The 22,774-nt window shown below is 55.2% G+C and carries 21 protein-coding genes and 1 tRNA gene; 17 read left to right on the forward strand and 5 right to left on the reverse strand.

All coding sequences use genetic code 11. The features are described from left to right. Window positions 1-90: 90 nt before the first annotated feature. Window positions 91-2,535 (reverse strand): acyl-CoA dehydrogenase FadE, encoded by a 2,445-nt coding sequence (gene fadE / locus IM271_RS17465; protein ID WP_028012072.1) that lies wholly within the window; start codon window positions 2,533-2,535, stop codon window positions 91-93. 238 nt (window positions 2,536-2,773) lie between these two features. Between fadE and lpcA the strand changes: the two genes are divergently transcribed. Together lpcA and IM271_RS17475 are read left to right on the forward strand one after the other, a co-directional pair. Then, window positions 2,774-3,352, forward strand: coding sequence for a D-sedoheptulose 7-phosphate isomerase (lpcA, locus tag IM271_RS17470; RefSeq protein ID WP_003863232.1), 579 nt, complete (start codon window positions 2,774-2,776; stop codon window positions 3,350-3,352). Between the two features lie 48 nt (window positions 3,353-3,400). Beyond that, window positions 3,401-4,168: a class II glutamine amidotransferase gene (locus tag IM271_RS17475; protein WP_028012073.1), complete on the forward strand. Its 768-nt coding sequence runs from the start codon at window positions 3,401-3,403 to the stop codon at window positions 4,166-4,168. Here IM271_RS17475 and dpaA read toward each other — a convergent pair. Continuing rightward, window positions 4,139-4,879, reverse strand: coding sequence for a peptidoglycan meso-diaminopimelic acid protein amidase (dpaA, locus tag IM271_RS17480; protein WP_041911140.1), 741 nt, complete (start codon window positions 4,877-4,879; stop codon window positions 4,139-4,141). The genes IM271_RS17475 and dpaA overlap by 30 nt on opposite strands. A 298-nt stretch (window positions 4,880-5,177) precedes the next feature. Here dpaA and IM271_RS17485 point away from each other — a divergent pair, with 298 nt between their 5' ends. Genes IM271_RS17485 through nqrM form a run of 7 tightly spaced genes read left to right on the forward strand, consistent with a single transcriptional unit; the run spans window position 5,178 to window position 11,217 of the window. Next, entirely contained in the window at window positions 5,178-6,521 is a 1,344-nt protein-coding gene (locus IM271_RS17485; RefSeq protein ID WP_193052944.1) for a Na(+)-translocating NADH-quinone reductase subunit A, read from the forward strand. A 2-nt stretch (window positions 6,522-6,523) separates the two neighbouring features. After that, window positions 6,524-7,759, forward strand: coding sequence for an NADH:ubiquinone reductase (Na(+)-transporting) subunit B (locus tag IM271_RS17490; protein ID WP_193052945.1), 1,236 nt, complete (start codon window positions 6,524-6,526; stop codon window positions 7,757-7,759). Beyond that, window positions 7,752-8,546, forward strand: a complete 795-nt coding sequence (locus IM271_RS17495) for a Na(+)-translocating NADH-quinone reductase subunit C (RefSeq protein ID WP_193052946.1) — start codon at window positions 7,752-7,754, stop codon at window positions 8,544-8,546. Before IM271_RS17490 ends, IM271_RS17495 begins: the two co-directional genes overlap by 8 nt. Then, window positions 8,539-9,177, forward strand: coding sequence for an NADH:ubiquinone reductase (Na(+)-transporting) subunit D (locus IM271_RS17500; protein WP_028012078.1), 639 nt, complete (start codon window positions 8,539-8,541; stop codon window positions 9,175-9,177). The genes IM271_RS17495 and IM271_RS17500 overlap by 8 nt, the downstream gene beginning before the upstream one ends. A 6-nt stretch (window positions 9,178-9,183) precedes the next feature. Continuing rightward, a complete protein-coding gene (nqrE, locus tag IM271_RS17505; RefSeq protein ID WP_003863217.1) occupies window positions 9,184-9,780 on the forward strand; it encodes an NADH:ubiquinone reductase (Na(+)-transporting) subunit E in 597 nt (198 codons plus the stop codon). A gap of 10 nt (window positions 9,781-9,790) precedes the next feature. Further along, on the forward strand, window positions 9,791-11,014 hold the full coding sequence (nqrF, locus tag IM271_RS17510) for an NADH:ubiquinone reductase (Na(+)-transporting) subunit F (RefSeq protein ID WP_045630674.1): 1,224 nt from the start codon (window positions 9,791-9,793) through the stop codon (window positions 11,012-11,014). A gap of 2 nt (window positions 11,015-11,016) precedes the next feature. Continuing rightward, a complete protein-coding gene (gene nqrM, locus IM271_RS17515; RefSeq protein WP_028012080.1) occupies window positions 11,017-11,217 on the forward strand; it encodes a (Na+)-NQR maturation NqrM in 201 nt (66 codons plus the stop codon). 30 nt (window positions 11,218-11,247) lie between these two features. On the opposite strand, the gene IM271_RS17520 is transcribed toward nqrM, so the two are convergent. Beyond that, window positions 11,248-12,111, reverse strand: coding sequence for a glycerophosphodiester phosphodiesterase family protein (locus IM271_RS17520; RefSeq protein ID WP_028012081.1), 864 nt, complete (start codon window positions 12,109-12,111; stop codon window positions 11,248-11,250). 158 nt (window positions 12,112-12,269) lie between these two features. Here IM271_RS17520 and dinB point away from each other — a divergent pair, with 158 nt between their 5' ends. Then, window positions 12,270-13,328, forward strand: a complete 1,059-nt coding sequence (dinB, locus tag IM271_RS17525; protein ID WP_041911133.1) for a DNA polymerase IV — start codon at window positions 12,270-12,272, stop codon at window positions 13,326-13,328. Between the two features lie 55 nt (window positions 13,329-13,383). On the opposite strand, the gene pepD is transcribed toward dinB, so the two are convergent. After that, window positions 13,384-14,841: a cytosol nonspecific dipeptidase gene (pepD, locus tag IM271_RS17530; RefSeq protein ID WP_045630671.1), complete on the reverse strand. Its 1,458-nt coding sequence runs from the start codon at window positions 14,839-14,841 to the stop codon at window positions 13,384-13,386. A 260-nt stretch (window positions 14,842-15,101) separates the two neighbouring features. Between pepD and gpt the strand changes: the two genes are divergently transcribed. The 3 genes from gpt to crl all read left to right on the forward strand — a co-directional run bounded on the left by gpt (window position 15,102) and on the right by crl (window position 17,368). Continuing rightward, entirely contained in the window at window positions 15,102-15,560 is a 459-nt protein-coding gene (gpt, locus tag IM271_RS17535; protein WP_003863205.1) for a xanthine phosphoribosyltransferase, read from the forward strand. Between the two features lie 104 nt (window positions 15,561-15,664). Next, a complete protein-coding gene (gene frsA, locus IM271_RS17540) occupies window positions 15,665-16,909 on the forward strand; it encodes an esterase FrsA (RefSeq protein WP_028012084.1) in 1,245 nt (414 codons plus the stop codon). 57 nt (window positions 16,910-16,966) lie between these two features. Then, window positions 16,967-17,368 carry a sigma factor-binding protein Crl gene (gene crl / locus IM271_RS17545; RefSeq protein ID WP_063942701.1) on the forward strand — a complete coding sequence of 134 codons (402 nt, stop codon included), beginning with the start codon at window positions 16,967-16,969 and terminating at the stop codon, window positions 17,366-17,368. 111 nt (window positions 17,369-17,479) lie between these two features. Here the strand turns inward: crl and phoE are convergent, their stop codons facing one another. Then, the gene (gene phoE, locus IM271_RS17550) at window positions 17,480-18,532 is read right to left on the reverse strand and encodes a phosphoporin PhoE (RefSeq protein ID WP_028012086.1); all 1,053 of its coding nucleotides are present in this window, start codon (window positions 18,530-18,532) and stop codon (window positions 17,480-17,482) included. 305 nt (window positions 18,533-18,837) lie between these two features. On the opposite strand from phoE, the gene proB reads away from it, so the two are divergent. From proB to IM271_RS17570, 4 genes are all read left to right on the forward strand, one after another. Then, on the forward strand, window positions 18,838-19,941 hold the full coding sequence (gene proB / locus IM271_RS17555; protein ID WP_014882684.1) for a glutamate 5-kinase: 1,104 nt from the start codon (window positions 18,838-18,840) through the stop codon (window positions 19,939-19,941). 11 nt (window positions 19,942-19,952) lie between these two features. Then, on the forward strand, window positions 19,953-21,206 hold the full coding sequence (gene proA, locus IM271_RS17560) for a glutamate-5-semialdehyde dehydrogenase (RefSeq protein WP_193052947.1): 1,254 nt from the start codon (window positions 19,953-19,955) through the stop codon (window positions 21,204-21,206). 111 nt (window positions 21,207-21,317) lie between these two features. Beyond that, window positions 21,318-21,393: transfer RNA gene (locus IM271_RS17565), tRNA-Thr, on the forward strand. 552 nt (window positions 21,394-21,945) lie between these two features. Then, window positions 21,946-22,272: a hypothetical protein gene (locus IM271_RS17570; protein ID WP_226859011.1), complete on the forward strand. Its 327-nt coding sequence runs from the start codon at window positions 21,946-21,948 to the stop codon at window positions 22,270-22,272. The last annotated feature ends 502 nt before the right edge of the window (window positions 22,273-22,774 follow it).

The raw sequence follows: 22,774 nt of genomic DNA on the forward strand, positions 1-22,774 counted from the left end.
GACCCCTTTTTGACACTGTAGCACGTCATTACGAGAAAATGTGGCAATAAAAAACCCCGCACCGGGCGGGGTTTGTCAGAGCGAAGCGGGTTATGCCGCTTCAGGTTTGCGGTGCTTCTCCGGCAGCTTTACCGGCTGCGTCGCCAGCTCTTCCGGTTCGAAATCATCCACGTTAATACTGCGCAGACGGCTCTCTTCGGCTTTCACCAGCAGTGCAGCTTCGTCGTTATTGATAATGCCACCGGCCAGCGCCTGTTTCGCCAGTTCGTCCAGACGGGTAAACGGCAGGTTTTTACCCAGCTGTTTGCAGATTTTCTGGTGAATCGGGTCGGCGGCCATCACGTCCAGCAGCGCCTCTTCCAGCAGGCCCACCGGGTTATGCGGCGTTGGCGCCAGATACTGACCGCGGCCAATGCGGGAGCGGGTGGCGCTCGGAACCTGCAGGATCTTCGCCACTTTGTGGTCCAGCTTGTCTGACGGCGCCAGATGATGACGGCCGGTCGGGAAGATCACCACGCGCAGGGCACCTGCCACGAAGCGGTTCGGGAAGTTCGCCAGCAGGTCGTCAATCGCCTGTTCCGCCTGATACATCGCATCCTGCACGCCCCAGTGCACCAGCGGCAGATCCGCTTCCTGACGGCCTTCGTCGTCGTAGCGTTTCAGCACCGCAGAGGCCAGGAAGATCTGGCTCAGCACGTCGCCCAGACGGGCGGAGATACGCTCGCGACGCTTCAGGCTACCGCCCAGCACCGCCATGGAAACATCAGACAGCAGAGCCAGGTTGGCGCTCAGACGGTTCAGATGCTGGTAGTAACGTTTGGTCGCATCGCCGGTTGGCGTCGCGCTGGTCAGGCCGCGCGTCAGGCCCAGCCAGAAGCTCCGCACCTTGTTGCTGCCCACGTGACCGATATGTTTGAACAGCAGCTTGTCGAAGGCGTCCACGTCGTTATTCTGCGCAGCGGCCATCTCTTCCAGCACGTACGGATGGCAGCGAATCGCACCCTGGCCGAAGATCATCATGCTGCGGGTCAGGATGTTGGCCCCTTCCACGGTGATGGCAATCGGTGCGCCCTGATAGCCGCGCGCCAGGAAGTTGCCTTCGCCGAGCATAATGCCTTTACCGCCCGCAATATCCATCGCGTCAATGATCGACTGCTGCGCGCGGTGGGTACAGTGGTACTTCACAATCGCGGACAGCACGGCCGGTTTTTCGCCCAGCATGATGCCGTAGGTAATCAGGGATGCAGCGGCGTCCATTACGTAAGCGTTGCCCGCGATGCGCGCCAGCGGCTCTTCGATACCTTCCATCTTGCCGATGGAGATTTTGAACTGACGGCGAATGTGGGCATAAGCGCCAATTCCCATCGCGACGGACTTCAGGCCGCCGGTTGAGTTCGACGGCAGGGTAATACCGCGACCCACCGACAGACATTCCACCAGCATGCGCCAGCCCTGACCGGCCATTTTCGGGCCGCCGATGATGTAGTCAATCGGCACGAAGATATCCTGGCCGCGGGTCGGGCCGTTCTGGAACGGCACGTTCAGCGGGAAGTGACGACGGCCAATTTCAACGCCCGGCGTCGAGGTTGGGATCAGCGCGCAGGTAATGCCCAGATCTTCTTCACCGCCCAGCAGTTTTTCCGGGTCGGAGAGCTTAAAGGCCAGGCCGAGCACGGTGGCGATAGGCGCCAGGGTGATATAGCGTTTGTTCCAGGTCAGGCGCATGCCCAGCACCTGCTGGCCCTGCCACTCTCCCATACAGACCACGCCGGTATCCGGGATTGCGCCTGCATCGGAGCCTGCTTCCGGGCTGGTCAGCGCGAAGCACGGGATTTCTTGACCGCGCGCCAGTCGCGGCAGATAGTGATCTTTCTGCTCTTCCGTACCATAGTGCTGTAGCAGTTCGCCCGGGCCTAAGGAGTTCGGTACGCCGACGGTAATCGCCAGGATCCCGGAGACGCCTGCCAGCTTTTGCAGCACGCGAGCCTGCGCGTAAGCGGAGAACTCAAGACCGCCGTACTCTTTCTTGATGATCATCGCGAAGAAGCGATGCTCTTTCAGGTACGCCCACAGCTCCGGCGGCAGGTCGGCCATTTCGTGGGTAATAGCAAAGTCGTTCGCCATGCGGCACGCTTCTTCCACCGGGCCGTCAATAAAGGCCTGTTCTTCGGCGGTCAGGCGCGGCTGCGGATAGTTGTGCAGCTTTTTCCAGTCCGGGTTGCCCTGGAACAGATCGCCTTCCCACCAGGTGGTGCCCGCATCAATCGCTTCTTTCTCGGTGCGCGACATCGGCGGCATCACTTTGCGGAAGCCTTTAAATACCGGCGCGGAGATCATCGACTTACGCATCGGGGCCAGGTTAAACGGCAGCAGAATGATGGCAAGAGGGACCAAAATCCAGATATTCCAGAGACCTGCGACGCCAAGCGCAGCCGTCCAGGCCAGAAGAATCAGGCTGCTCAGGAATAAACTGACGCGGTGATAGAACAACACACCGAGCAGTACAACGGTTGCGAGAATGCTCAAAATCATCATAAAAAAAGCTCCCTTGCTTGTAGGAGGTCTGACCACTTGTGATGATATGGTTGTAGTTGATGTGAATTCCTTTAGCAATGTGTTTACAAAATAATTACAACCTGGTTCACATTGTTCGCGTTTTCGTCGGCACAAAAAATCAAAACGCCGGACGATTCGCATGGCTTTAGCTTCTCGCTTTTCCCGCTATCCGGTACACTCCACTGTGTTATTTCATCAATACTGAAGGATTATCCTCATGTACCAGGATCTTATTCGTAACGAACTGAACGAAGCGGCGGAAACGCTGGCGAACTTTCTGAAAGATGATGCCAATATTCACGCTATTCAGCGCGCGGCGGTCCTGCTGGCCGACAGTTTTAAGGCCGGTGGCAAAGTGCTCTCCTGCGGTAACGGCGGTTCCCACTGTGACGCCATGCACTTCGCCGAAGAGCTGACCGGACGCTATCGCGAAAACCGTCCGGGCTACCCGGCGATTGCGATTTCCGACGTGAGCCACATCTCCTGCGTAGGCAACGACTTCGGTTACGACCACATCTTTTCCCGCTACGTTGAGGCAGTAGGCCGTGAAGGCGACGTGCTGCTGGGTATCTCTACCTCCGGTAACTCCGCGAACGTGATCAAAGCGATCGCCGCCGCGCGTGAAAAAGGGATGAAGGTGATCACCCTGACCGGGAAAGATGGCGGTAAGATGGACGGTACGGCGGATATCGAAATTCGCGTTCCGCACTTCGGCTATGCAGATCGCGTTCAGGAAATTCACATCAAAGTGATCCACATCCTGATCCAGCTGATCGAAAAAGAGATGGTTAAGTAAGGCTTCGCTGGGGGGCACCGGTGCCCCCCGCTGTTGTGGAGGTGATGTATGTGCGAACTGCTCGGGATGAGCGCCAATGTGCCAACCGATATCTGCTTTAGCTTCACCGGGCTGGTTCAGCGCGGTGGGGGAACCGGGCCGCATAAAGACGGCTGGGGCATCACCTTCTACGAAGGCAAAGGGTGTCGCACGTTCAAAGATCCACAGCCCAGTTTTAACTCACCGATTGCCAAACTGGTGCAGGACTATCCCATTAAATCCTGTTCGGTGATCGCGCATATTCGCCAGGCAAACCGCGGCGAAGTTGCGCTGGAAAATACCCATCCCTTTACCCGCGAGCTGTGGGGCCGTAACTGGACCTACGCGCACAACGGGCAGCTTACGGGCTATAAATCTCTTGAAACGGGCAACTTCCGTCCGGTGGGCGAAACGGACAGCGAGAAGGCCTTCTGCTGGCTGCTGCATAAGCTGACAGAACGTTATCCGCGCACGCCCGGCAATATGGCCGCCGTATTCAAATACATCGCGACGCTGGCAGCCGAATTGCGTGAAAAAGGCGTGTTTAACATGCTGTTGTCTGACGGGCGCTACGTGATGGCGTTCTGCTCGACGAATCTCTTCTGGATCACGCGCCGCGCGCCGTTTGGCGTTGCTACGCTGCTCGATCAGGATGTGGAGATAGACTTTCAGAAGGAGACCACACCGAACGATGTGGTCACCGTTATTGCAACGCAGCCGCTGACGGGCAACGAAACCTGGCAAAAGATTATGCCAGGCGAGTGGGTGCTATTTTGTCTCGGGGACCGTGTAATTTGACGCCAGCTGCGGGTGGACGACTTCGTGGCTCAGCGGTTTGCTGACCACGTAACGGCCATCGACGATAGAGACTACCGGCGGCTTGTGGGTCTGCTCAAAGTAGTCATAACCCGGCTTCAGCTGTTTCCAGAAATCGGCGTAGTAAGAGTACTTATGGCGCGCCATATTGGCATCGGTCATGCGGAACGGATAGATGCTGACCTGAACGTTAGGCTGCCCAAAGACCAGTGCGCCGGTTACGAACTGGAAAATCTCATCAATGCCGGAGTCGGTCATCGCGTAGCAGCCGACAGACACGCAGGCACCGTGGATCATCAGGTATTTCCCTTCATAACCGTGAGCACGGTCATAGGCGTTCGGGAAACCGATGTTGATGGCTTTATAGAAGCGGCTATCCGGCTTTAGCTGGTTACGCTGAACGTTGTAAAAACCTTCCGGGCTTTTGAAATCGCCCTGACGCTGTTTCGGGCCCAGCCCGCCGGAATAGTTACAAATTTTGTAGCTATCAAGCAGCTGATATGTTTCGCCCATTTTTACAAACAGATCGAGCGTGCGCTCTTCCTTGAAGATTTGAATATAAACCGGGGATCCCATTAACTGCTGTTTATATTCTTTGCTGATCGGCGTGGTGGAGCTGTTGCTGCTGAGCAGCCCGGCAAACGACATGCACGGAATCAGAAGCATCGCAATGAACAATGCGATTTTACGCATACTACAAATTCCTTGATAAAACCTGGACTAACTTGCCAGGACGGCAAAAGAGACCCGAAATCAGATTATTCTGTTAGGTGCGCTCACATTAGCACCGCTATAGATTTTCGCAAGAGCCGGGCGGTGAGTTTACAAATTAGTTTTACTTTATAAACCATCAAAAACGCGCTGGCTCCAGGAACTTTGCGTAATAGCTCGCATTTTGGCGCGCCCGACCGTGGATCCCCTGCCCGAGAGAAGGGGAAAATGTTACACTTTGCGCCCACTGGATCGTTGTTTATGGAAACCTGCTAACCACATGTTTAAAATAAAAAAAGGACTTAATTTGCCGATTGCAGGCGTGCCTGAGCAGCACGTCTCGTGTGGCGCAAGCGTCCGTCATGTCGCAATTTTAGGTGACGATTATCTGGGCATGCGTCCTTCAATGCTGGTGCAGGAGGGCGATCGCGTGATCAAAGGGCAGGCGCTCTTTGAAGACAAAAAAAATCCCGGCGTCATGTTCACGGCCCCCGCCAGCGGCACAGTGGTAGCGATCAACCGCGGCGAGCGTCGCGTGCTGCAGTCGGTGGTAATCCGCATTGAAGGCGATGAACAGCGTGAGTTTGCTCGTTATGATGCGGCAGACCTCGCGACGCTTAGCCGCGAAGATGTGCAGGCTCAGCTGCTCGCGTCCGGCCTGTGGACGGCGCTGCGTACGCGTCCTTTCAGCAAATCACCCGTTCCTGATACCGCCCCGGCTGCCATTTTCGTGACGGCCATCGACACCAACCCGCTCAGCGCAGACCCGCAGCCCATTATTCTGGCGCAGCGTAAAGCCTTTGATGCCGGGCTGACCGTTCTGACTCGCCTGACGCCCGGAAAAGTGCACGTTTGCCAGGCCAGCGGCGGCAAGCTTGGCGGCCATCCGCAGGGGCAGGTTACGTTTAATGAATTTTCCGGCCCGCATCCGGCGGGTCTGGTCGGGACCCATATCCACTTCCTTGAGCCGGTGAGCCTTAAAAAACAGGTCTGGCACCTTAATTATCAGGATGTCATTGCCATCGGTAAGCTCTTTATTACGGGTGAACTCTGCGCTGAACGGATTATCGCCATCGGCGGGCCGCAGGCCGCAAACCCGCGTCTGGTTAAGACGCTTCTGGGAGCAGACATTAATGAACTGCTGGCAGGGGAAACGAAAGAGGGTGAAAACCGCCTCATTTCCGGTTCGGTACTCAGCGGCCGCCGCGCTGTCAATGCGCACGCGTACCTGGGACGTTTCCATCTTCAGGTGAGCGTCGTTCTGGAAGGGCGTGAGAAAGAGCTGTTCGGCTGGGTTCTGCCTGGCGCAGAAAAATACTCCGTCACCCGCACCACGCTTGGCCACTTTCTGCGTCATAAGCTCTTTAACTTCTCGACCAGCACGAACGGCGGCGAGCGCGCGATGGTTCCGATTGGCAACTACGAACGTGTAATGCCGCTGGATATTCTGCCTACCGTGCTGCTGCGCGATCTTCTGGCAGGCGATACCGACGGCGCGCAGGCGCTCGGTTGTCTGGAACTGGATGAAGAAGATCTGGCGCTCTGTACCTATGTGTGTCCGGGTAAATACGAATATGGACCCGTATTGCGCGAGGTGTTAACCCGCATTGAGCAGGAAGGATAACCATGGGATTAAAGCACCTCTTTGAAAAAATTGAGCCGCACTTTACCGAAGGGAAGCTCAAAAAGTACTACCCGCTGTATGAAGCGACGACGACTATTTTCTACACTCCGGGTCTGGTGACGAAAGGGGCAGCGCACGTTCGCGATGCCATCGATCTGAAACGCATGATGATCCTGGTGTGGTTTGCGGTTTTTCCGGCCATGTTCTGGGGCATGTACAACGTTGGTCTGCAAATCATTCCGGCGCTGCATCATATGTACGACGCTCAGCAACTGGCGCAGGTGATCCAGTCTGACTGGCACTATCGTCTGGCGCAGTCGCTGGGCGTGAGCTTTGCGGCTGATGCAGGCTGGGTCAGCATGATGACGCTGGGGGCCGTCTTCTTCCTGCCGATCTACATGACCGTCTTTATCGTGGGCGGCTTCTGGGAAGTGCTGTTCGCCATTATCCGCAAACACGAGATCAACGAGGGCTTCTTCGTGACCTCCATTCTGTTTGCGCTGATTGTTCCGCCCACGCTACCGCTCTGGCAGGCGGCGATGGGGATCAGCTTTGGCGTGGTGATTGCCAAAGAGATTTTCGGCGGCACCGGTCGTAACTTCCTCAACCCGGCTCTGGCGGGGCGTGCGTTCCTGTTCTTTGCTTACCCGGCGCAGATTTCGGGCGACCTGGTGTGGACGGCTGCGGACGGTTTCTCCGGCGCGACGCCGCTTTCTCAGTGGGCGGCAGGCGGCGGCGAAACGCTGGTCAACAATGCTACCGGCCAGCCCGTGACCTGGTTCGACGCGTTTCTTGGCAACATTCCGGGCTCTATTGGCGAAGTATCTACCCTGATGATTTTGATCGGCGGGGCCATCATCCTCTTTGGCCGCGTGGCGTCCTGGCGCATCGTCGCGGGCGTTATGCTCGGCATGGTGCTTACCGCCACGCTGTTCAACCTCATTGGTTCAGACACGAACCCGATGTTCTCCATGCCGTGGTACTGGCACCTGGTGCTGGGCGGTTTTGCGTTTGGCATGATGTTCATGGCCACCGATCCCGTCTCGGCCTCCTTTACCGACAGGGGGAAATGGTGCTACGGCGCGCTCATTGGCGTGATGTGTGTACTGATTCGCGTGGTCAACCCGGCCTATCCGGAAGGGATGATGTTGGCCATTCTGTTTGCCAACCTGTTTGCGCCGCTGTTCGACTACCTGGTCGTGCGCGCCAACATTAAGCGGAGGAAGGCGCGTGGCTGAGGTTAAAAATAACGACAGCATCAGCAAAACGCTGCTGGTGGTTTTGGTACTGTGTCTGGTCTGTTCCATCGTGGTTGCCGGTTCCGCCGTAGGGTTGAAACCGCTGCAGCAGGAACAGCGCGCGCTGGATAAACAGCGCAACATCCTGGCCGTGGCCGGGCTGATGCAGGAAGGCATGACGAAGGACGACGTCGCGGCCGTGTTTGCTGAACGCATTACCGCACGGCTGGTGGATTTAAAAACCGGCGAGCTGATGGATAAAGACCCGGCGAAATATAACCAGGCGCTGGCATTAAAGGATCCGCAGATGAGCACCGTGCTTGACGCCTCGCAGGATCCGGCTGGCATTAAGCGCCGCAGCAATATGGCGGAGATTTACCTCGTCCGTGACGAGCAGAAGCGCATACAGGAAATCGTGTTGCCCATCTACGGCAACGGCTTATGGTCAATGATGTATGCGTTTGTGGCACTGGATACCGATGGCCGCACGGTCAAAGGTATTACTTATTACGATCAGGGCGAAACGCCGGGGCTGGGTGGCGAAGTGGAAAACCCTAACTGGCGTGCGCAGTTTATCGGTAAAAAAGTGCTTAATGATAACGGTCAGCCTGCGCTGAAGGTGGTGAAAGGAGGCGCGCGTCCTGGGGATGAATTCGCCGTGGACGGTCTTTCCGGCGCCACACTCACCTCTAACGGGGTGCAGCACAGTTTTGATTTCTGGATGGGTGAACTGGGCTTTGGTCCCTTCCTGAAGAACGTACGTGAAGGAGCGCTGAACAATGGCTGATACGGGTGAACTGAAAGAAGTTAAAAAGGTGCTGATTGGCCCACTTTTAGCCAATAACCCGATAACCCTGCAGGTGCTGGGTGTGTGCTCGGCTCTGGCGGTAACGACCAAGCTGGAAACGGCGGTGGTGATGACGCTGGCGGTAACGCTGGTGACGGCGTTTTCCAGCATGTTTATCTCGATGATCCGCCACCACATCCCCAACAGCGTGAGGATCATCGTGCAGATGGCGATCATCGCCTCGCTGGTGATCGTGGTCGATCAGCTGCTGCGCGCGTTCGCCTATGAAACCTCCAAACAGCTTTCGGTGTTTGTCGGGCTGATTATCACCAACTGCATCGTGATGGGGCGCGCTGAAGCCTACGCCATGAAAATGCCGCCGCTGGCGAGCTTTATGGACGGTATCGGCAACGGCCTGGGCTACGGCGTGATCCTCCTGACGGTCGGTTTCCTGCGCGAGCTGATTGGCAGCGGCAAGCTGTTTGGCGTTCAGGTGCTGGATACGGTACAGAACGGCGGCTGGTATCTGCCGAACGGCCTGTTCCTGCTGGCCCCAAGCGCGTTTTTCATTATCGGTTTGCTGATCTGGCTGATTCGTACGCTGAAGCCTGAGCAGCAGGAAAAGGAGTAACCGACAATGGCTCATTACCTGAGTTTATTTGTGCGCGCGGTGTTTGTTGAAAACATGGCGCTCGCCTTCTTCCTGGGCATGTGTACGTTCCTTGCCGTCTCTAAAAAGGTCTCGACGGCATTTGGCCTGGGCGTGGCGGTCACCGTTGTGCTGGGGCTTTCGGTTCCGATTAACAACCTGGTGTTCAACTTCGTGCTGCGGGACGGCGCGCTGGTGGAAGGCGTCGATCTTAGCTTCCTGAACTTCATCACCTTCATCGGGGTGATTGCGGCGCTGGTACAAATCCTGGAGATGATCCTCGATAAGTATTTCCCGTCGCTGTACAACGCTCTGGGGATCTTCCTGCCGCTGATCGCGGTGAACTGCGCCATCTTCGGTGGCGTCTCGTTTATGGTTCAGCGCGATTACAACTTCAGTGAATCGGTGGTGTACGGCTTCGGTTCCGGTATCGGCTGGATGCTGGCGATTGTCACTATGGCGGGGATCCGTGAAAAAATGAAATATGCCAACGTGCCTGCGGGGCTGCGTGGCTTAGGGATCACCTTTATCACCACCGGTCTGATGGCGTTGGGCTTTATGTCCTTCTCCGGTGTGCAGCTATAAGGGCTAACAGATGGAAATTATTCTTGGCGTGGTGATGTTCACGCTGATAGTACTGGTGCTGTCAGGGCTGATTCTGGCGGCGCGCGCAAAGCTGGTTAATTCCGGGGATGTGATCATTGATATCAATGACGATCCGCAGAACCAGATCCGCACTCCGGCAGGGGACAAATTGCTTAATACGCTCTCGGGCAACGGGATTTTTGTCTCGTCAGCCTGCGGTGGAGGCGGCTCATGCGGGCAGTGCCGTGTGACGGTGAAAGAGGGGGGCGGTGATATTCTGCCTACTGAACTGTCGCATATCACGAAGCGCGAAGCGAAAGAGGGGTGCCGCCTGGCGTGCCAGGTCGCGGTGCGTCAGAACATGAAGATTGAGCTGCCGGAAGAGATTTTCGGCGTGAAAAAATGGGAGTGCGAGGTTATCTCGAACGATAACAAAGCCACGTTCATTAAAGAGCTTAAGCTGCGTGTCCCTGAAGGGGAGAGCGTCCCGTTCCGTGCAGGCGGGTATATCCAGATTGATTGTCCGGCGCACACCGTGGCCTATGCGGACTTCGACGTGCCCGATGAGTACCGGGCCGACTGGGATAAATTTAATCTCTTCCGCTTTGTTTCCGAGGTAAAAGAGCCTGCGCTGCGCGCCTATTCCATGGCTAACTACCCGGAAGAGAAGGGCATTATCATGCTCAACGTGCGTATCGCCACGCCACCGCCAAACGTGCCTGACGCGCCGCCGGGCGTGATGTCGTCGTATATCTGGTCCCTTAAGCCAGGCGACAAGGTGACGATCTCCGGTCCGTTCGGCGAGTTTTTTGCTAAAGATACCGACGCGGAAATGGTCTTTATCGGCGGCGGTGCGGGTATGGCCCCTATGCGCTCGCACATCTTCGACCAACTCAAGCGTCTCGGCAGCAAGCGTAAAATCAGCTTCTGGTACGGTGCGCGCTCGCTGCGCGAAATGTTCTACGACGATGAGTTTGAACAGCTGGCGCGTGAGAATCCGAACTTTACCTTCCACGTGGCGCTCTCCGATCCGCAGCCGGAAGATAACTGGACGGGCTATACGGGATTCATTCACAATGTGCTGTATGAAAACTACCTCAAACAGCACCCGGCACCGGAAGACTGCGAGTTCTATATGTGTGGTCCGCCAATGATGAACGCCGCCGTGATCAAGATGCTCAAAGATCTCGGCGTGGAAGATGAAAACATCCTCCTTGATGATTTCGGAGGCTGATTATGTTGACCTTTCTGGCAACCTTTGCGGTATTTTTGCTGGTGATGTTCGGTATGTCTTTAGGCTGGATCATCAAGCGTAAAAGCATTCAGGGCAGCTGTGGAGGTATATCTTCCATCGGAATGGAAAAGGTGTGCGACTGCCCCGAACCGTGCGATGCACGTAAAAAGCGCATGGCCCGGGACCAGCAGAGGATCATCTAGGAAAAGGCCGCTTCATGCGGCCTTTATCATTTATTTTGCCCAGCTTTTGGCTTTGGCTGGTGAGTCTACAAGAACCCCTTCGGCACCCAGTGTTTTCGCCTTCTGGTAATCCTCTACTGAGTTCACGCCGATAAAAATCAGATGGGCATTGCCCTGAGAGCGGAAGCAGTCAACGGCCTCTTTGTCCCACGTTAATGTTGCAGGAGAGACACCTTCGCCTAAGGTGAATTTCTCGACCACTTCTACTTTTCGGTTTAACTCAAGCCCATACCAGTAATCGCCCATTTTTTGTGAAGGAGGAAGACATTCGTGGCTCAGCGAAATCGTGGCCAGACGCGTGCGGGTTTCGCTGCGCGTGACAAAGCGGGGGATTTCGACAGGCAATGCTTCCATATAGCGATCTTCGGTTGAATAAACGCGAACGCGATTCAGGCTGTTGGTCTCTTTCAATACGTTAAGCAGCGCGTTGCCCATGGTCGCCGGATCGGCATCCGGCGATTTGATGTCAATGAAAAAACGCGTATTTGGCCAGGCGCTCAGCACCGACTTCAGCGTCGGTATCGGGGAATTAAGCAGGTTTTCCGGCAGGCCCTTATCTTTCCACTTCACGCTGGCATCCGCCTTTGCCAGTTCTTCAGCGGTATACTGCGACACCTTTCCCTGCAAATTGGTTAACGCTTTCAGATCGGCAGGTCGATAGAGAACCGGTACGCCATCCCGACTGAGCTGCACGGTAATCCAGACGATATCTGCTTTGTTTTCGAGGGCGAGCTTAATGGCTGGCAGGGTATTTTCAGGTGCATCCGCAGTCCCGCCCCGGTGGGCAACGATCGCAGGGCTAGCAGATGCAGCACTCGCCAGAAACAGTAACGAAATCGGGAGAATTTTCTTCATGAATAATTACGCTCCATTGATTAAATAAGTGTATGTATATAAAGGTTTTATTACGAATGTTTGTAACACGTTTATATGACAACCGTGAGTAAGGAAAATAGCTGACGCATTTTTTGCCTTTTGTTATACTGTATATAAATACATGTGTGGTATGACCGATGCGCAAAATAATCCATGTCGATATGGACTGCTTTTTTGCCGCAGTGGAGATGCGTGACAACCCGGCGCTGCGGGATATTCCCATCGCCATTGGCGGCAGCCGCGTTCAGCGCGGTGTGATCAGCACCGCCAACTATCCTGCACGCAAATTTGGCGTGCGCAGCGCCATGCCGACGGCGATGGCGCTGAAACTGTGTCCGCACCTTACTCTTTTGCCCGGGCGCTTTGACGCCTATAAAGAAGCCTCAAACCATATACGCGAAATCTTCTCCCGCTACACCTCACTGATTGAACCGCTTTCGCTGGACGAAGCCTATCTGGACGTCACCGACAGCCTGCACTGTCACGGCTCCGCTACCCTGATGGCGCAGGAGATCCGCCAGACCATTTTCAACGAGCTGAATCTCACCGCGTCGGCAGGCGTCGCGCCGGTAAAATTTCTCGCCAAAATTGCTTCCGATTTAAATAAACCCAACGGCCAGTACGTCATCACCCCTGAAGAGGTCCCGGCGTTTTTAAAAACGTTGCCGCTTGGCAAAATCCCCGGCGTAGGCAAAGTCTCCGCCGCGAAGCTGGAAAGTATGGGGTTACGCACCTGCGAAGACGTGCAGCGAAGCGACCTGGCTATGCTGCTCAAGCGCTTTGGGAAGTTTGGCCGCGTGCTGTGGGAGCGCAGTCAGGGCATTGACGACCGCGATGTAAACAACGAACGGCTTCGTAAATCGGTCGGGGTTGAGCGCACGCTGAGCGAAGACATCCATGACTGGTCAGAATGCGAAACCATTATTACGGAACAGCTCTATCCGGAGCTGGAGCGACGCCTGATCAAAGTAAAGCCTGATTTACTGATTGCCCGACAGGGCATCAAGCTGAAATTTAACGATTTTCAGCAGACGACGCAGGAGCACGTCTGGCCGCGCCTGAACAAAGAAGATCTTATCGCAACAGCGAAAAAGGCGTGGGAAGAACGACGAGGCGGACGAGGGGTGAGGCTGGTGGGACTGCACGTCACGCTGCTGGATCCGCAGCTGGAGCGTCAGCTGGTTTTGGGATTGTAGATTGCACTCATCGTAGGCCCGGCAAGCGTAGCGCCGCCGGGCAACAGACGACAAATTACTTCGCAGGGATCGCCTTCAGCAGTTCCGTCAACAGCGTCCAGTAATGGCCGACGCTTTCAATATGAACCTGCTCATCCGGCGAGTGTGGACCGGTAATGGTTGGCCCGATGGAAACCATGTCCATGTCCGGATACGGCTTCTTAAACAGACCACATTCCAGACCCGCGTGGATCACCTGGATGTTCGGGGTGCTGTTGAACAGACGCTGATAAGTTTCACGCACCAGTGCCATCACCGGAGAGCTTGCATCCGGCTGCCAGCCAGGGTAGCTGCCTTTGGCGGAGGTTTTCGCGCCCGCCAGCGCACCCAGAGATTCCAGCATGCTTACTACATACTCTTTACCGCTGTCGATCAGGGAGCGGATCAGGCAGATAATTTCCGCACTGTCGTCGCTCATGGTCACCACGCCCACGTTCAGAGAGGTTTCCACCACGCCTTTCGCCACGTCAGAGTTGCGAATCACGCCGTTTGGCGTCGCGTTCAGCAGCTGAACGAAGCTGTCGCGAGACTGCGCGGTCAGGGCGGCTTTATCCGTAGACACGGATTCCAGCACCACGGTCAGGTTCTTCTCTTTCGCCGACAGTTCGTTTTTCAGGATATCCAGGTAGACGCTGGAGAGTTTTTTCAGCTCGTCCGCTTTCGCCGCTGGCACCGCCACGGTGGCAAAGGCTTCGCGTGGGATCGCGTTGCGCAGGGTGCCGCCGTTGAAGTCCACCAGACGCAGGTCCAGCTCGGCCGCGTGGCCCGCCAGGAAGCGCGCCAGCAGTTTGTTGGCGTTACCCAGGCCTAGGTGAATATCACCGCCGGAGTGGCCGCCTTTCAGCCCTTTCAGCGTCAGCTTGAAGGTCTGGAAGCCAGCAGGGATCGCTTCGCGTGACAGCGGCAGGGTAGAGATGAAATCAATCCCGCCCGCGCAGCCCATGTAGATCTCGCCTTCTTCTTCGGAGTCGGTATTGATCAGGATATCCGCCTGCAGCCAGTTCGCCTGCAGACCGAACGCGCCGTCCATGCCCGCTTCTTCGGTCATGGTCAGCAGCACTTCCAGCGGACCGTGTTCAACGCTGTCGTCAGCCAGCACCGCCAGCGCAGAGGCCATACCGATGCCGTTGTCCGCGCCCAGGGTGGTGCCGCGCGCTTTTACCCAGTCGCCGTCGATGTACGGCTGGATTGGGTCTTTAGTGAAGTCGTGAACGGTGTCGTTGTTTTTCTGTGGCACCATGTCCAGGTGCGCCTGCAGTACAACCGGTTTACGGTTTTCCATGCCTGCGGTAGCCGGTTTGCGGATCAGAATGTTGCCAACCTGGTCGCGCTCTGCGTGCAGACCTTTTTCCTTCGCCCAACCCATAATATGTTCGGCAAGCTGTTCTTCATGGTAGGAAGGGTGTGGAATGGAGCAAATTTTGGCAAAAATATCCCACAGCGGCTGCGGAGATAATTGAGACAGTTCAGACACGATAAGTCTCCTTGTCGAGGCGCTGCAAACAGGGTTGCAGGCCACAGGGTTAGCAGGTTAATAGTTACCACAAGACAGGCTTGCGAGATGCAACTGAGAATACCACTTTCTCTGCTGGCTGGTAGCATAAAGCATGTAAAAACTCAGGCAGGAAGCGCTAAACACTGGTTTTTAGTGCGCCAGATCTTTATAATCTCGCGCAACCTATTTCCCCCTCGAACACTTTTTAAGCCGTATAAAAACAGGCTGGGACACTTCACATGAGCGAAAAATACGTCGTCACCTGGGACATGTTGCAGATTCACGCACGCAAACTGGCTGCGCGTCTGATGCCTTCCGAACAGTGGAAAGGCATTATTGCCGTCAGCCGTGGCGGTCTGGTACCGGGGGCGCTGCTGGCACGTGAGCTGGGTATTCGTCATGTCGATACCGTCTGCATCTCCAGCTATGACCATGATAACCAGCGTGAGCTGAAAGTGCTGAAACGCGCTGAAGGCGACGGTGAAGGCTTCATCGTTATCGACGATCTGGTGGACACCGGCGGTACAGCGGTCGCTATTCGCGAAATGTACCCGAAAGCGCACTTCGTCACTATCTTTGCGAAGCCTGCTGGCCGTCCGCTGGTCGACGATTACGTGATTGATATTCCGCAGGATACCTGGATTGAACAGCCATGGGATATGGGCGTGGTCTTCGTGCCGCCTATCTCAGGCCGTTAATACCAGTACGTAACTTTACACGCCCGGCTATGCCGGGCGTTGTTCTTTTTGGCCTGCCACGCGTTACAATGGGCACTATATGACGTATCCATGGAGGCAACGCAATGACGCAGGCAAATCTCACCGAGACGCTTTTCAAACCCCGTTTCAAACACCCTGAAACGTCGACGCTGGTCCGTCGGTTTAATCCGGGAACCATGCCTGCCGTCCAGTCTGCGTTAGACGGTAAAAACGTTCCCCACTGGTATCGCATGATTAACCGCCTGATGTGGATCTGGCGCGGTATCGATCCTCGTGAAATCCTCGACGTGCAGGCGCGTATCGTAATGAGCGAGTCGGAGCGTACCGACAGCGAGCTCTACGACACGGTGGTGGGCTACCGGGGCGGGAACTGGATCTACGAATGGTCTAAACAGGCGATGCTCTGGCAGCAAAAAGCCAGCCAGGAAGAGGATGCCACGCGAAGCGGCAAGCACTGGCTGCACGCGGCCAACCTCTACGCCATCGCCGCCTATCCGCATTTGAAAGGGGATGAGCTGGCCGAACAGGCTCAAGCGCTGGCGAATCGTGCCTATGAGGAGGCTGCTCAACGTCTGCCGGGTCAGATGCGCGAGCTTGAGTTCGCCGTTCCGGGCGGTGCCCCCGTCACCGGGTTCCTGCACATGCCTGAAGGCGACGGACCGTTCCCGACCGTGCTAATGTGCGGCGGGCTGGACTCCCTGCAAATCGACTATTACAGCCTGTATGAGCGCTACTTCGCACCAAAAGGGATCGCGATGCTGACGCTCGATATGCCTTCTATTGGATTTTCATCGAAGTGGAAGTTAACGCAGGATTCGAGCCTGCTGCACCAGCATGCGCTTAAAGCGCTGGAAAATGTTCCGTGGGTTGACCACACCCGCGTCGCGGCGTTCGGCTTCCGTTTTGGTGCCAACGTTGCGGTGCGTCTGGCTTACCTTGAATCTTCACGTCTGAAGGCCGTCGCCTGCCTGGGCCCGGTGGTTCACGCCCTGCTCAGCGATCCTGCCCGTCAGGGCAGCGTGCCGGAGATGTATCTGGACGTCCTTGCCAGTCGACTTGGCATGCATGATGCCTCAGACGAAGCGCTGCGCGTCGAACTCAATCGCTACTCGTTAAAAACGCAAGGGTTGCTGGGACGCCGCTGCCCGACGCCGATGCTGTCCGGTTTCTGGAAAAACGATCCGTTCAGCCCGGAGGAAGAGTCGCGCTTAATCACTTCGTCATCTGCGGATGGCAAATTGCTTGAGGTGCCGTTCAGCCCGGTGTATCAGAATTTTGACAAAGCCTTGAAAGAGATCACGCGCTGGATCGCCCAGAGAGTGTGTTAATAGATTGCTAAATTTCGCTGGTTTGGTAAAACAGTGGCTTCACAAAAGGAGATCGCAATGACGTTACCGAGTGGACACCCGAAAAGTAGGCTGATCAAGAAATTTATGGCTCTCGGCCCGTATATTCGAGAAGAGCAGTGTGAAGAGAATCGCTTTTTTTTCGACTGCCTGGCTGTATGCGTCAACGTGAAGCCTGCACCCGAAAAACGTGAATTCTGGGGCTGGTGGATGGAAATGGAAGCAGAGGAGAAACGTTTTACGTATAGCTATCAGTTTGGCCTGTTTAATAAAGACGGCAACTGGCAGGCTACTACCATCAAAGATCAGGAAGTGATCGATCGCCTGGAATACACCCTGAAAGAGTTCCACGACAAAGCGAGCGCGCTGCTGGCCACCCTGGACCTTAAGTTAGAGCCAGCGGATGACTTTTCCAGCGAAGCGGTGAAGCTGACCGCGTAATGGTTTTTCCCTCTTCCTGTGGAAGAGGGCCGGGGTGAGGGCAGCAGACCGCATTTACCCTGGGCAAAAAAATCCCGGCTTGTATGCCGGGATTTTCTTATCTGGATAATCTTAGAACTGATACGTCACACCCAGCGCAACGATATCATCGCTGCTCACGCCCAGCTTATTATCGTCGTCAATCTGGTTGATTTTATAATCAACAAACGCGGACATGTTTTTGTTGAAGTAATACGTGGCGCCCACGTCAATATATTTCACGATATCTTCGTCGCCAATGCCTTCGATATCTTTACCTTTGGACTGTACATAACCCACGGATGGGCGCAGACCAAAGTCAAACTGATATTGTGCAACCACTTCGAAGTTTTGCGCTTTATTTGCAAAACCACCGGAGATAGGGGCCATATTGCGGGTTTCAGAATAAATAGTGGCCAGGTAAATATCGTTCGCGTCGTATTTCAGACCGGTTGCCCAGCCCTCGGCTTTTTTACCTTCACCGCGCGCCTGCAGGTTCTGCGCGTTGGTGCGATCGGAGCTGGCATAAGCACCAATGACGGAGAAATCGCTGCCGCCGAAGTCATAGGCCAGAGACGTACCAAAGCCGTCACCGTTCTGCTTTTTCACGTCGCGGTTTTCGTTTTTGCCCTGGTACTGCAGGGTCATATCAAGACCGTCTACCATGCCAAAGAAGTCGGTATTGCGGTAGGTGGCCAGTCCGGAGGCACGTTTCGTCATGAAGTTGTCGGTCTGTGCCAGGCCGTCACCGCCGAACTCAGGGAACATATCGGTGTATGCCGCGACGTCATAAAGCGCGCCCAGGTTACGGCCGTAATCAAGTGAACCAAAGTCTTTCAGTTTAATACCGGCGAACGCCAGACGTGTTTTCTGCGAGGAGTCGCTTTCAGCTTTGTTACCTGCGAATTCAGCTTCCCAACGGCCATAGCCCGTCAGCTGATCGTTAATCTGGGTTTCGCCTTTAAAACCGAAACGAACGTAAGTCTGGTCACCATCTTTGGTGTCATCATCACTGATATAGTGCATAGCTTTGACTTTGCCGTACACGTCCAGTTTATTACCGTTTTTATTATAAACTTCTGCTGCGTGAACAGATGCGGAAGCCACCACGCCCATAACCACTAATGCCAGAGTGCTCTTTTTCATTTTCGATCCTGTCTTATAAACGCGCTTTAAAAATTCGCTGGACGATAAGCTGATGCTTAAGTCCCGTGAAAAAACAGGAAGGGTTTTATCGTTCTGGAATGAAACTTTTATGACAAACTAAGAATAATTTTAAAAAACTGTGATTTATTATTACGGTAATAAATTTGTCAAATTCTGCCGCTACGCTTCCTGATCCCGCGCAACAAAGTGCCTGGTGATGCACTAAGGCAGTTGGCAACCGGGCTGACTCCTGTTAAAACGTTCGTTCGACATTACTTTCCCTTATCGTTGAACGGCAGAGAATCATGAGTGACAGCCAGACGCTGGTGGTAAAACTCGGTACCAGTGTGTTAACAGGCGGATCGCGCCGCCTAAATCGCGCCCACATTGTTGAGCTTGTACGCCAGTGCGCTCAGCTGCATGCCGCAGGGCACCGTATTGTGATTGTGACCTCCGGGGCGATTGCCGCCGGGCGTGAACACCTGGGTTACCCCGAACTCCCCGCGACGATCGCCTCTAAACAGCTGCTGGCCGCCGTGGGACAAAGCCGACTCATTCAACTCTGGGAACAGCTGTTCTCTATCTACGGTATTCACGTCGGGCAGATGTTGCTGACGCGTGCGGATATGGAAGACAGAGAGCGCTTCCTGAACGCCCGCGATACCCTGCGCGCGCTGCTGGACAACAATATTGTTCCCGTTATCAACGAAAACGATGCCGTTGCCACCGCTGAAATAAAAGTGGGCGATAACGATAACCTCTCTGCGCTGGCCGCCATTCTGGCCGGGGCCGATAAACTCCTGCTTCTGACCGATCAGCAGGGGCTGTTCACCGCCGACCCGCGCTCCAACCCGGAAGCCGAGCTGATTACCGATGTTCATGGTATCGACGATGCGCTGCGCGCCATCGCCGGTGACAGCGTGTCCGGCCTCGGAACGGGCGGGATGGGGACCAAGCTGCAGGCCGCCGACGTGGCGTGCCGCGCCGGTATCGACACCATCATTGCCGCGGGCAGCCGCCCTGGCGTGATTGGCGACGTGATGGAAGGCATTTCCGTTGGCACCCGCTTCCACGCCCAGGAATCCCCACTGGAGAACCGCAAGCGCTGGATCTTTGGCGCGCCGCCTGCCGGTGAACTCACCGTTGATGAAGGGGCAACCGCGGCGATTCTGGAACGAGGGAGTTCATTGCTTCCTAAAGGAATTAAAAGCGTGACAGGCAACTTCTCCCGTGGTGAAGTGATCCGCATCCGTAACCTTGAAGGTCGCGACATCGCGCATGGCGTAAGCCGCTATAACAGCGATGCCCTGCGCCGCATTGCGGGCCACCACTCGCAGCAGATCGACGCTATTCTGGGCTATGAATATGGCCCGGTTGCCGTGCATCGCGATGACATGATTATTCGTTAAGGAGCCAGAACATGCTGGAACAAATGGGCGCAGCCGCGAAGGCCGCTTCTTACAAACTGGCGCTCCTTTCCAGCCGCGAGAAAAACCGCGTGCTGGAAAAAATCGCTGATTATCTGGAAGCACAGTCTCAGGACATTTTGCTTGCCAACGAGCAGGATCTGCTGGAAGCGCGTCGAAACGGCCTGAGCGAAGCGATGCTCGACCGCCTGGCGCTGAACCCGGCGCGTCTTAAAAGTATCGCCGACGATGTTCGTCAGGTTTGTAACCTGGCCGACCCGGTAGGACAGGTGATTGACGGTGGGCTGCTCGACAGCGGTTTGCGTCTGGAGCGTCGCCGCGTGCCGCTCGGCGTCATCGGCGTGATTTATGAAGCCCGTCCAAACGTGACGGTTGACGTCGCTTCCCTGTGCCTGAAAACCGGTAATGCCGCCATTTTGCGCGGTGGGAAAGAGACCTGGCGCACCAACGCCGCGACGGTGAAAGTCATCCAGCAGGCGCTGGAAGAGTGCGGCTTGCCGGCGGGGGCCGTGCAGGCGATTGAGAGCCCTGACCGCGCGCTGGTCAACGAGATGCTGCGCATGGACAAATACATCGACATGCTGATCCCACGCGGTGGCGCAGGCCTGCACAAGCTCTGCCGTGAGCAGTCGACCATTCCGGTCATCACGGGCGGCATCGGCGTATGCCATATCGTGGTGGACGACAGCGCCGAAATTGAGCCAGCGCTGAAGATTATCGTCAACGCCAAAACCCAGCGCCCAAGCACCTGTAACACCGTGGAAACGCTGCTGGTGCACCAGGGGATTGCGAGTACTTTCCTGCCTGCTCTGAGCAAGCAGATGGCGGAGAGCGGGGTGACGCTGCACGCTGATACCAATGCTCTCGCGCTGCTCCAGGGTGGCCCGGCTAGCGTGGTTCCCGTAAAAGCGGAGCAGTACGACGACGAGTTCCTGTCGCTGGATCTGAACGTGAAGGTGGTTGCGGATCTCGACGACGCTATTGCGCACATTCGTGGACACGGCACGCAGCATTCTGACGCGATCCTGACGCGTACGCTGCGCAATGCCGATCGCTTTGTGAATGAAGTGGATTCCTCTGCGGTATATGTGAACGCCTCCACCCGCTTCACGGACGGCGGCCAGTTCGGACTTGGCGCAGAAGTGGCGGTCAGCACGCAGAAACTGCACGCGCGTGGTCCGATGGGCCTTGAAGCGCTGACCACCTATAAGTGGATCGGCTTCGGTGACGATACGATTCGTGCGTAAATAGTCACGGGTGATGCAAAAATAGCCGTTTGATTCAAAAGGGCATTGACGCATCACCCGGTTAGATCTAACCTTTTGCCCCGTGGTTACACTCGTAACCGGCCTCTCAGGGCCGATATAGCTCAGTTGGTAGAGCAGCGCATTCGTAATGCGAAGGTCGTAGGTTCGACTCCTATTATCGGCACCAGTTCTCTCAAAAAGTTACGCATCATTAGCTCCCTTCTTATCTGCACGATGGGGAAGATTTGGGAAAGAAGCTTCCAAATTCGCATCAATTCTAAGCGCATGTTTGAGCATTCAACTGTTGCGTCTTCTCCTGCTCAGGTTGAAGCAGAGACTGATTTACTGAACGTTATCTTCAACGATTCGGATCCAAATTAGCAGGAAGCAAACATTCTCGATTACCTGAGAAATAAACGCGCATCGGTTAAATCATTGGCATCTACTCATTCCTGGCCTTGATTAGTTAAGCGAACATGTCAGCGCGATGCTCAAGGCAGCCAGCGGCAGACACATTCAGAAGAGAAGCAGGCCGCCTGAGGGCGGCTTTTTTCTGCCTGAAGGGAAACATCACGATGCTATTAAGTAAATCAGCCTACGCCAGGCGTATGGGCGTCAGCCGGCAAACTGTTTACGGCAGGATAGCGCGCGGTGAAATCGTTATTTCAGGCGATAAAGTGGATGTTGACGCATCGCAGGCTTAAAAAATTCTGCTGGTGCTGGCGAACACCAAACTGAAATGACGTGGGCGCAGGCCGCAGCATGGGTATGGAAGCATGACGGCGGGAAAGAGTTGCCGGCTGTTATTGATGCTGGCCAGCGAATTGAGGCCGCAGCCGCTGAGCTGGGTTTTGATGTTCAGCATGAGCTCGATGAACAACTGCTGATTCTCTTCCGGCTGGATGAAGAAACCCACAGCTTCTATGGGAAAGATCACATGGCTGGTGGTCTGCGTTTCCTGCGTTCCGAGCTGGCCTATGTGGCCGCAATGCATCCCGACACCCAGGATAACTGGAGCGAAACAAGATTAAAGGCACTCTGTCTGCTGGCAGGTGAGAAACTGTAAACCCTCGGCCAAACCTAATTCCTCTAACTTGACACTTTTTCGTGAAAAACAGGGAAAAGTGTCAACCCAACCTAACGGATCCTAACGCTCACGCACAACAGCTGCAGCTAACGTGTAAAGGGCTGATGTGAAGCAGGGCAGGTGTCAGCCTGTTATGGTTTGTTATGCCTTACTAGGGAAAACTAGGGGGAAAGTGTCAACCGCTACCCCTTTAGAAAACTTCAGATGCGGGAACACAGGAGAGGAGGTGTTAAGCACTCCCCCTTTGCAACCATCCTCGAGCTTCATTCAGATCACTGTTCTGGTTGGCCCGGACGCTGGCGTACAGACTGAGTTGTCAAAACTTGTCATCCACCGCCAGTGGGGATTTTTTGCTACAAGCGCTCTAAGTTACAGTTGCTTTCAAGTGACACTTTTATAGAAGGGTTGCATGCCTTATCTAAAATCACATCTTTACTATGAATCTATAGAAGATTTTTACGTGATCTGAAATCTTTAATGT

Origin of the sequence: Enterobacter cloacae complex sp. I3 (assembly GCF_014896175.1) — a bacterium.
In the GTDB taxonomy this organism is placed as follows: Bacteria; Pseudomonadota; Gammaproteobacteria; order Enterobacterales; family Enterobacteriaceae; genus Enterobacter; species Enterobacter bugandensis.